Origin of the sequence: Paenibacillus tianmuensis (assembly GCF_900100345.1) — a bacterium.
In the GTDB taxonomy this organism is placed as follows: Bacteria; Bacillota; Bacilli; order Paenibacillales; family NBRC-103111; genus Paenibacillus_G; species Paenibacillus_G tianmuensis.
In genome coordinates this window covers 1-7400 of record NZ_FMTT01000085.1, presented here as the reverse complement: position 1 = coordinate 7400, position 7400 = coordinate 1, and the positions used below count along the sequence as shown (strand labels likewise).

Genomic DNA, 7400 nt, shown 5'->3' with positions numbered 1-7400 from the left:
CTTTTCTACCATGGAAAATGCGTTCACAGCGGCCAACAATTGCTGAACATGTTCGGGCTGCGGCTGTTCTGCCGGAGCTTCCGTTGCTGCCTTCTGCCCCGTAGTAGCCTTGTGTGCCAAATATGCCTTTTCGATAGCGCCCCGGACAGCAGCCGGGTTCATTTGGATACCACTCTCGCCTAAATGCGTGTTTGCGTACTCGATAGCAGCGTTCAGCTTTTCAGCCCCTTTTTGCCCCGTCGCGGATGTTTCCGCGAAGGCGAAAGCTTCTTCTGCTACCTTGTGAAGGATTTCCCTATGCTGGCCGGTCGTTTTGCTATCGATCCAGCCGATGACATTTTTCTTCAACTTGAAAAACATGGTGATTGCAGCAGCAGAAGCAATCCCAATCACAGCAAGTGCAATGTCCGATATAAATGGTTGAAAATCCATGGATTACACACTCTCCTTTTTATTTTCCTTCTTCTGTTTTACCTTTGATCGCCGCGATGATGTTTTTCAGCGGCCCGAGCGGAACGCCGAGTTTCCCGCCGTTCTCAACGATGCTCAAAAACTCGATCACACTGTACGCGATAACAACGCCGTCCCCGATCACTCCGTTTGACTTGAGGACCGATATTTCGATCATGTACACGCAGCCTACAAGGATAATAATGTACGTCTTTCGGATCAGCCCCGCGATGCCTATCCTGCTGCTCAGCTCCTTCCGGACGTATCCGGCCATAAGCCCCGTAGCATAATCCAGTAACATAAGCCCCAACAGAATCGAAAAGGCGAGCCCTAGCCCGCCGACGACCCACGAAATAAAAGCCCCGACAACGCCGAGGCTTGTTTTGAAAAATGCAGGTTTGTCCATGGTCTCCCTCCTCTCCATAAAAAATAGCCTCGGTTAGCCCCGAGGCTTCTAATACGGATTCCCGTACCCGTACTCGACTCCGCAAATAGCCCGTTTCAACGTGGTTGCCATGATGTCATATCCTTCATCGTCCGGGTGGATGAGGTCCGGCTGCCCGTTCACAACCAGATACATCTTCGTGCGGTCATAACCTCGCCTGACTCGCTCGGACTCCCATGGAGTGTACTGGTCGATGTATTCGTAGCCCTTCAACTCACAAAACGCCTTTTCGTCCTCGAACAAGTCCATCCACGTATGACCGTTTCCGTTCACAAACGGGTCAGTGCCATACCCGCGCGGGTTCGATGACATGAACACGGTCATCGAACCTCTGCCTTGGAAATAGTTTGCGAGGAAGTCGAGATACCCGCGCCTTTCTGCAGGCGTGAGATTCTGCCCCAGGTCGTTGTGCAGGCACGTCTCGATGACCACCAACGGCACTTTAGGAACGGCTTCATGCACTTTCTCGGTCTCAACCAGTTGCCGAAGCGAACGGCCAGCATATCCTTGACGGTATTGGTCCCATCCATTCGTAAGAGGGACATACGTCCGAAAATCTGCATGCTGATTCATGAATGCCTTGAAAGTTTCTGTGAAATGCCTTGCTGGTGCAGAAGCCCCCGAGCCTGAAATGATTGAGCAGCCAATGATAGCGAAGTTCTTGTCATACTTTTTTCCGCTTCCGACTTCCGATTTCGCATCCCGCAGGATACGGAGAAGATTCCTTTTCGCCCGCCTTGTCGGGTCTTTCGATGGCAGCACCATTATGATCGTCCCCCTACCATCGCGTCATGAAGACATCGAAATTTTTGTCTGAGGCGGTATCCAAGTTTTTCACATAGAGCCGATAGAATGCAGCTCCTATGCCCTTGGCACCGAAGAGATACCGGATGACCGCTGCGCTTACGTCACCAGCAGGTTCTCCAGCGACCGGAGTCATATTGTTCCAAAGCGGTTCTACGATAGCAACATTTGTCCCGTCGAAGCTCCACTGAATGCCGATTTCGAATTTCCACACTCCGCCGCCCACTACAGCAGCACGAACCGAAAAACCTCCATTCCCCGCGAATCCTTCGTTTACATCGAAAAAGTTTGTATTCCTAATTCCGCCATTCTTCGGCGCGGTTTGGTTTTGCAGAACTTTTTCGGATACCGCTCTACTACGGACCGGAATTGCATCTCTATCGCCGAGATTCACATAGTCAATTGCATTTGAGTATGATTTCGTCGGATCGATGCTGCCGCCTCCACCCCCGCCTGAATTCCCAACTGGAATATAGCCCATTTTCTAATCCCCCTACAACAGTACGTAATTGAATTCATTCGAATCGGCGGCACATTTGTAGTACAGTTTTTTGCCGCGTATATACCCATCAAAAACAAACTTTGGAGCGACATAGATGATCTTGTCTGATTTTGAAATGGGCACATCGATGCTGAACATGACCTCTGACGTGCATTTCGAGCAGTCAAGAATGATGTGGTGAAATCCATTTTGATTTGTCAAGTCAATCACTTTTTCGGTCTGGTCTGCTGCCGCTTTGTTTGCAGCCTTTACCGGACCCGCATCCATATAATTCATAAAGCCATACTCTCCCTCAAAGAAAATTAGCCTCGCTAGGAACGAGGCCAATCATGAAACATAATCAGTACCAGTGATTTCCTGGTATTCCGGCGATGTGATGTATCCAACGACAACGAATACCTTGACGCCGTCGACCGTGTATCCCAGCAATTTCGAATCGTAGGCGTTTTTGATCACCGGGAACCAAAAGGAGCGTGCCATCAGGCTCCACCTCCTTTCTGTAATTTGGCAATCTGAATTAGCATAGTAGCGATTTGAGATTGTTGCTGTTGTATCAGCGCATTTGCTTCGGCTTGGGCAAGTAGCAATTGTGCGCTTTGCTGCTCCCGCAATTGGTCCGGTGAAGGCGGCGTAGGTGGTCGTTTGGACCATTCCGTGTCTAACTCTGTTTGGCCACGTTCAACGAGCGCTCCGTTTTCGTATTTAAAACGGAATTGGCCGCGCTCGTTCCGCAAATCCAGCGTAAAATGTCGCCCGGCATTCTCACCAATGCAAATGTCCATTGACTCCGGTGCTTCGAACGCGGAAGAGAAGCCGTGAATGACGAGGCCGCCGGTGACGGTGCGTACGTAATGTTTGTATCCGTCCATGTGCGTCTCCTTTCATCATAGTTCGGCATCGGCTGCGATCCAACCGCCTGTGTCATTCGATTGAATGACGGTAGAATTTCCAACCGTCGCGCCGGATGTGGAAGCACCAATCCCAGTCCCAAATGGTGTTGTCTCAAAAAAATGAATGTTCGTACCGATACCACTCGGAATGAACCGAAATACGCCGCCCTGAGTCATAGTCGGAGCCACTCGTTTAGGTACGCGAAAAAGCATCGAGGTTCGGAACGTGTTCGAGTCATACGCGACCGCAGCCGGAAGATTTAAGCGCGTTGACGCAGCAACGCCATCGTATCGTTCGTAATACCGCTGACACAACTGCAACTCCTCCGCAAAACTCCGCGGCTGAAACGGAAGGGCCACGTCACCGGCGCAAAGCTGGACTTGGGCGATATCGATATTTCCAGCGCCGACGAACGTTTCTGGCGTGGAAGTTCCCACACGTGAAGCAAATGCCGTGCCCCACTGATAGGCGATAGCAACTTCGAGCATATCGTTGTTCACAGAGCTGAAAACTTTGCTGGCAAGCGTATTAGTGCTAAAAGTAAACGAATACTTGGCCCACACACTTCCTAACGTCCAACTCGCCCCATTGATTACTTCGGACGCCGATACGGCGCCTCCGGTCCCGTATGTTTGCCGGAGCCAAAATCCTAATTTCTTTCCGGGTATGTCTGAACGGGCCCATAATGACACAGTCACTTTCTTTCCATTCCCGCATAAGTATCTTGTTCCAAATTCGATAGGTTGAGAGAACCAGTGGAGCGAACTCGCTCCGTATGACGATCCGGAGCCGTTTGAATTGATTCTGTATCCGAAGTAACTATTTGGAATCTCTCCGCTCGCCAGTGTCAAACGAGAATGTACTAAAATTGGGTTCGTTCCGCCGTCTGGTACTGACGCCCACATATAACGATCCGCGGTATATTGTAGATTGGCCGGATTTGTAAACGTCGTCCCGCGCTGCCACACATCGAAATTCCCGTTAATGATCGCTTGCCTCGCCATGTTGCTTAGCGGTATCACCGCGTCTACTTTGTCCCAGTTGCTATTTTGTACATCAATATCATAATTTTCTGTCTGTAACGGCTTCTTAAAATTAAAATTTTGAGTGAGGTTCGGCAAAGAATTCCCTCCTAACTTGGCAGTTTTGTTTTGTAATATTCGTGAGTGTGACCTTTCATCTGCTGATGCGTAAATGGCATTAGCTCACGGTGCTGGGTGTAGATAAATTTCCATTGTAATTCCAAGTGGCCCGGGATCAATCTATTCATTAATTGTTGAAGATCATTAATATTGCTAGGAACCCCACGGGCATCTGTAAATAGAATCTTCACTCGGTAATTTGCGTAGTCTTCTATGAGTTCACAGGAGTAGCCGTAAGATTTCAACGCATTCAGGATAACCACTGGGGTAGATCCCAGCCCGCCCCGAGACATAGCCATGACGTTGTTCCGGCGACCTTGTATATCACTTTGATCTACCCGAATAATCGCAAATTCCGCCTCATAGACCGGCAACATGTATGTGGCTGAATCAATGAAGAGCTGGTCCTGTCCCTCCAGGATTGCCGCGCGCAACTCGTCGAACTGGCGAGCAATGGCCTCATATAGCCCTCTCGTGTTTGAGCCATTCAGGAATGATGTTGGCAGTATTCTTTGGAATAACTCGAAAAACTTCATCCGTCGCCCTCCTCATGTGATATTCAGCGTGCCTGGAGTCGCTATTCCAGTTGCCGTGAGCTGAACGTTTGATGTCGGCGCGGTCATGCTGAAATCAAGCACCCCTTTCACGGATCTGGCCGCGAGGATTATGTCTGTCAGTCGGACCGTCCCGCCGATCGGAACTTTGGCCAAATAATTTACAATAGCTTGCTTTACTAATGGTGCGAGAACTGCGCTTGTATACCCTTGGTCGGCTGTAACGGCTCCCGTAACATTTACGGCGGTCGCTGTAGGCTTGATTACGCGTGCATCAGCACCAATGGGACATTTTGTCCGTACGAAACTGGAAACTTTCTGCACCAACTCGTCGCTGGGGATGCCACCGTCCGAAATAACGACATCGACCGTTCCATTACCGCGGTTCAAAGGCAGCGGAATAGCGCTCAAAACGCCGGGGATAGAGGTTGCCCACACGACATAGTCGGAAGGCGTCCCGCCGTTCAGCGGGTTCCGGATCGTATACAGATATCGATCACGCAGCTGCTCGTCGCTCTCTGTATCCGTCCCGCCTGTTAGACCGCTGGCAGCAACTGCAATATTCTGGACCCCAACCACCTGCGCGCTGACGATCCGCAGCTGCACGCCCGCAGCAAGGTTCCCGTTGACCCCTGACGTTGTACAGGTTATGGGAACAGGAATGGTTGTCCAGCCGGCCGGGAGCGTCACGGTGCTGTCTACGGTGAACTCGATTTTCTGATCCATCGTGGATAGTACTGTGCCTTGAGTTATGGACGAGCCAACCGGCGCCGCCGTGGATCTCGTCAGGTTCACGGTCCCTTTTGCTTTTGTGCCCTGCTTCCGGAAGACGCCCCGCTCATTGCAGCGACGTTCGAGGAATGACCCTTGCGATGTTGAAACGAAAAATAGTTTCAGCAGCTGCTCCAGCATGAACCAAACAACCCTGAGCGCCCGAGCAATCACGTTTGCCAAGGTATAGGCCAGAGCGCCCGAGGTCCCATCCGTCCAGCCAGTGTTTTTCTTGATGTCAGCAAACAGTTCATCCCGAATTTGTTCGAACGATTTATACACGCAAAGCAACCTCCTCCTCGAACGCAGCTGCCGAACCATCCTTCGCAACATAGCTGAGAGCGAATCGTACCCGGCGCTCCTCGTGGTTCAGAGAAAGGCGAACCTGCACGCTTTGCACCCTCGTATCGCCCATCAAGCACTCCGTCGCATCTGCGATGGCATCCTGCTCGAAGGTTCGGACCATGGGCGCTGAGAGTCTGTTGTGTAGCTTATTACCAAATGTGCGGTCATAAAAAAGAGACCCGTATGGGGTCCTGAATCTGCGTCGCAATGCTTCTGTCAGGTTGTCCGCTCCCGATGCGGTGGACATGCCGCCTTGGGCGCTTGTAGCGTAGTCGCCGTTGGCTGTTCCAATGTCACTCCCGATTTCAATCATTCTCGAATCACCCCTACGATAACGCCTTGATTCCGATCGCCGTTCACAAAAACAACGATCGCTTCCCAGCCGACCATTTCCGGATGAAGAGTCACTGTCGACTCGATATATCCCGTTTCGAAGTCAGCCAAGGGGATATATGCCAGCGCGGTCTTTTGATCCTGTACCGCCGTGATAATAGCCTTTTGGGGAAACGCGTTGTTCAACCTCATACTCATATTGTCCCACTTCCTAATTTGTTACCGCTACCCAATATTGCGCTGTCTTTTGTGTACAGGTCCTGCCTATACTGCTGCGCCGTATCGGGGCGCAAATTCGTCAGGTCCAAATTCGTGATGAAACCGCTGGAATTCAAAGTGTGTTCGAACCGCTCAACGTAATAATTCCCATCGAACCGGCCGCAGCCTTTGACTGCCACCTTCTTCTCGCAGAACAGATTCGGATTCCCCGCCATATTCATAGCTTTTCCGGTGACGACGTATCTTGAAAACTCGGGCAGCAGCTTTTGGGCCATCTCCTTGGCTTGCGCGTTCGTCTTCGCTTTTGAGTTGTAGATCACGCGCTCTTTGACCTGCCCAATCTGCTCGATCAAAGCGTCATTCTTGGCCGAGCCTTCAATGACTTGCTTTTTTCGATAGTGCCGCACCGTGATTTGGTTGTACACGTCGATTGCCGTATCCTCGAAGTCAACCTGGCAATTTGACTTGAGCCGCGAACGGTAATACAGCTCTGCCTCGACTTCTTCGTCGCTCTCCTGTCTCGGTCCGAAGTGGAATGTCTTGTCTTTGTCCACATGACAAATGAAGCCCTCCAAATCGGCCAACGCCTGCAGAACTTCCCACTCTTTTCGATTCTGATACATATCTCGCTCAATGATCTCGCTTGTATCGGTGATGTTGAGTTTCAGCCCGTACTTGCCAGCGAGCATCTTTGCGATTTGGCTCGACGTCCGGGCCGCGTAGGCCACCGTGAATGATGTGTCTATCAGCGGCGCGGAGTAGTCCCGGCCGATGATTTTGCACGTCATGGAATTTCTGAAGCTCGGGGATATTCCGTCAATTTTTCCCGTGAATACGTGAACCAAATCGGCAACAGACCACCAATTCGGCTCCGGTGCATATCCGAGATATATCCGGACCTCTTGATTTTTCCGGAACCAATCAGATAGCATGTGATCATTCCG

13 protein-coding genes are annotated in these 7400 nt (G+C 50.9%); all 13 read right to left on the bottom strand.

What is annotated here, in order from left to right; all coding sequences use genetic code 11:
- Window positions 1-432, bottom strand: a 432-nt coding sequence (locus BLO51_RS27960; protein ID WP_090677396.1) for a phage holin, LLH family, incomplete at its 3' end; no start/stop codon positions are given.
- Window positions 433-451: 19 nt separating this feature from the next.
- The gene (locus BLO51_RS27955) at window positions 452-856 is read right to left on the bottom strand and encodes a phage holin family protein (protein WP_090677394.1); all 405 of its coding nucleotides are present in this window, start codon (window positions 854-856) and stop codon (window positions 452-454) included.
- Between the two features lie 48 nt (window positions 857-904).
- Window positions 905-1468 carry an SGNH/GDSL hydrolase family protein gene (locus tag BLO51_RS27950; protein ID WP_143007026.1) on the bottom strand — a complete coding sequence of 188 codons (564 nt, stop codon included), beginning with the start codon at window positions 1466-1468 and terminating at the stop codon, window positions 905-907.
- A 205-nt stretch (window positions 1469-1673) separates the two neighbouring features.
- Window positions 1674-2180: a hypothetical protein gene (locus BLO51_RS27945; protein ID WP_090677391.1), complete on the bottom strand. Its 507-nt coding sequence runs from the start codon at window positions 2178-2180 to the stop codon at window positions 1674-1676.
- A 12-nt stretch (window positions 2181-2192) separates the two neighbouring features.
- Window positions 2193-2477, bottom strand: coding sequence for a hypothetical protein (locus BLO51_RS27940; RefSeq protein ID WP_143007025.1), 285 nt, complete (start codon window positions 2475-2477; stop codon window positions 2193-2195).
- A gap of 51 nt (window positions 2478-2528) precedes the next feature.
- Window positions 2529-2681, bottom strand: coding sequence for an XkdX family protein (locus BLO51_RS28945; RefSeq protein ID WP_143007024.1), 153 nt, complete (start codon window positions 2679-2681; stop codon window positions 2529-2531).
- Window positions 2681-3070: a hypothetical protein gene (locus tag BLO51_RS27930; protein WP_245719869.1), complete on the bottom strand. Its 390-nt coding sequence runs from the start codon at window positions 3068-3070 to the stop codon at window positions 2681-2683. Before BLO51_RS27930 ends, BLO51_RS28945 begins: the two co-directional genes overlap by 1 nt.
- A gap of 15 nt (window positions 3071-3085) precedes the next feature.
- Window positions 3086-4213, bottom strand: coding sequence for a hypothetical protein (locus BLO51_RS27925; RefSeq protein ID WP_090677386.1), 1128 nt, complete (start codon window positions 4211-4213; stop codon window positions 3086-3088).
- Window positions 4214-4224: 11 nt separating this feature from the next.
- Window positions 4225-4770 carry a putative phage tail protein gene (locus BLO51_RS27920; RefSeq protein WP_090677384.1) on the bottom strand — a complete coding sequence of 182 codons (546 nt, stop codon included), beginning with the start codon at window positions 4768-4770 and terminating at the stop codon, window positions 4225-4227.
- A 12-nt stretch (window positions 4771-4782) separates the two neighbouring features.
- Entirely contained in the window at window positions 4783-5841 is a 1059-nt protein-coding gene (locus BLO51_RS27915; protein ID WP_245719870.1) for a baseplate J/gp47 family protein, read from the bottom strand.
- Window positions 5834-6217, bottom strand: a complete 384-nt coding sequence (locus BLO51_RS31365) for a contractile injection system sheath initiator (RefSeq protein ID WP_090677380.1) — start codon at window positions 6215-6217, stop codon at window positions 5834-5836. The genes BLO51_RS27915 and BLO51_RS31365 overlap by 8 nt, the downstream gene beginning before the upstream one ends.
- On the bottom strand, window positions 6214-6435 hold the full coding sequence (locus tag BLO51_RS27905; RefSeq protein WP_090677378.1) for a hypothetical protein: 222 nt from the start codon (window positions 6433-6435) through the stop codon (window positions 6214-6216). The genes BLO51_RS31365 and BLO51_RS27905 overlap by 4 nt, the downstream gene beginning before the upstream one ends.
- Window positions 6432-7388: a phage late control D family protein gene (locus BLO51_RS27900; protein ID WP_425415843.1), complete on the bottom strand. Its 957-nt coding sequence runs from the start codon at window positions 7386-7388 to the stop codon at window positions 6432-6434. The genes BLO51_RS27905 and BLO51_RS27900 overlap by 4 nt, the downstream gene beginning before the upstream one ends.
- Window positions 7389-7400: the final 12 nt, after the last annotated feature.

Bases quoted from the DNA above. Each gene is read 5' to 3' on its own strand.
- BLO51_RS27930 (WP_245719869.1), bottom strand. From the start codon at position 3,070: ATGGACGGATACAAACATTACGTACGCACCGTCACCGGCGGCCTCGTC.
- BLO51_RS27955 (WP_090677394.1), bottom strand. From the start codon at position 856: ATGGACAAACCTGCATTTTTCAAAACAAGCCTCGGCGTTGTCGGGGCT.
- BLO51_RS27905 (WP_090677378.1), bottom strand. From the start codon at position 6,435: ATGAGTATGAGGTTGAACAACGCGTTTCCCCAAAAGGCTATTATCACG.
- BLO51_RS27920 (WP_090677384.1), bottom strand. From the start codon at position 4,770: ATGAAGTTTTTCGAGTTATTCCAAAGAATACTGCCAACATCATTCCTG.
- BLO51_RS27940 (WP_143007025.1), bottom strand. From the start codon at position 2,477: ATGAATTATATGGATGCGGGTCCGGTAAAGGCTGCAAACAAAGCGGCA.
- BLO51_RS27945 (WP_090677391.1), bottom strand. From the start codon at position 2,180: ATGGGCTATATTCCAGTTGGGAATTCAGGCGGGGGTGGAGGCGGCAGC.
- BLO51_RS27900 (WP_425415843.1), bottom strand. From the start codon at position 7,388: ATGCTATCTGATTGGTTCCGGAAAAATCAAGAGGTCCGGATATATCTC.
- BLO51_RS27950 (WP_143007026.1), bottom strand. From the start codon at position 1,468: ATGAATCAGCATGCAGATTTTCGGACGTATGTCCCTCTTACGAATGGA.
- BLO51_RS31365 (WP_090677380.1), bottom strand. From the start codon at position 6,217: ATGATTGAAATCGGGAGTGACATTGGAACAGCCAACGGCGACTACGCT.
- BLO51_RS28945 (WP_143007024.1), bottom strand. From the start codon at position 2,681: ATGGCACGCTCCTTTTGGTTCCCGGTGATCAAAAACGCCTACGATTCG.